At 67.6% G+C, this 1,185-nt stretch carries 1 protein-coding gene; it reads right to left on the minus strand.

The features are described from left to right. Positions 1-83: 83 nt before the first annotated feature. On the minus strand, positions 84-1,185 hold a 1,102-nt coding region (locus EBE87_RS28325; protein ID WP_408887777.1), incomplete at its 5' end, for an IS110 family RNA-guided transposase.

Below are 1,185 nucleotides of genomic sequence, written 5' to 3' on the forward strand. Positions count from 1 at the left end.
CCTGCCGCCGCGCCCACCCCTGTGCAACGAGGGGACCTCCTGATCCTTTCCAGTTGCCGTTTCTGGCTTGGGCTGGCGCAGTCCTATGCCGCTGTGACGACAGGCTGTGCCATGCGGGCGATGGCCCAAACAAACGCCGCCATCTCGCGGGCGATCGCGACCACGATGACGTGCTGCGGCTTGCCGGACTTCTGCAGGCGCCGGTAACGGGTGCACAGTCGGAGCTGCGCCTTCCAGGCAGCCGCCCTGATCGGTTCGGGCAGGCCTTCGTTGCGCCGGGTGATGTCCTCGCCCATGCGGGCGGAGAGCCGGTATGTCCACGCCCCTTCAACCAGCACCCGGCGTGCCCGAGTGTTGCCGGCCTTGGTGATGTTGCCGCGGGCGACCTTGCGTCCTGACGAGTGCTCCTTTGGCACCAGGCCAAGCCACGCCATCAGCTGCCGCGGCGAGGTGAACCGGCCGAAGTCACCGATCTCGGCCACCAGCGTCACGGCCGCCATCAGCGCCACACCTCGCATCGCCTGGATGGCAGCGACCGTGCCTGCCAGCGACCAGGTCGGCAGCAATTCGCGGATCGCGTTCTCGTGGCGGCCTTGCCGGGCGCAGGCGACCTCCATGCGCTGGATCAGTTCCTCAAACACGATCTGCTCTGCGGGGTGGGAGAAACTCTGCCGCGCCAGCCAGGCCCGGTGCGCCCTGGTCCAATGCTGGCCTGTGGGCATCGCGCGGTCGTGGCGCAGCAAGAACGACAGCACCAGCTGGCGAGAGCGCCGGACCTCCTGCATCGCGGTCTGCCGACCGCGGATGAGCTCACGCATGGCCTCGTGCTCAGCATCGGGTACCCACACGCCTTGCAACTCTCCGGCGCGGAACAGCGATGCCAGCATGGTCGCGTCCCGGCGGTCCGTCTTGATGTGCCCGCCGGGCTTGGTCGGGATCAGCGAGGGCGCGACCACCAAGCATGGATGGCCCAGCGCCCTGATCTGCCGATAAAGCCCATACCCGCATGGCCCGGCCTCATAGCAGAAGCTCAGCACCGGGTGCTTGGCCGCGAGCTTTGCCACCAGCTTGCGCACTGCCTCAGGCTGGTTCGGGATCGTGCCCCAGAACCGCACCTCCCCGCGCAGACCACCCTCCGCAATAGCCACTGCCAGAGTGTCCTTGCTGTTGTCGAATGCCACGTAG

The sequence above is a fragment of the Teichococcus wenyumeiae genome (assembly GCF_003696345.1).
Lineage (GTDB): Bacteria > Pseudomonadota > Alphaproteobacteria > Acetobacterales > Acetobacteraceae > Pseudoroseomonas > Pseudoroseomonas wenyumeiae.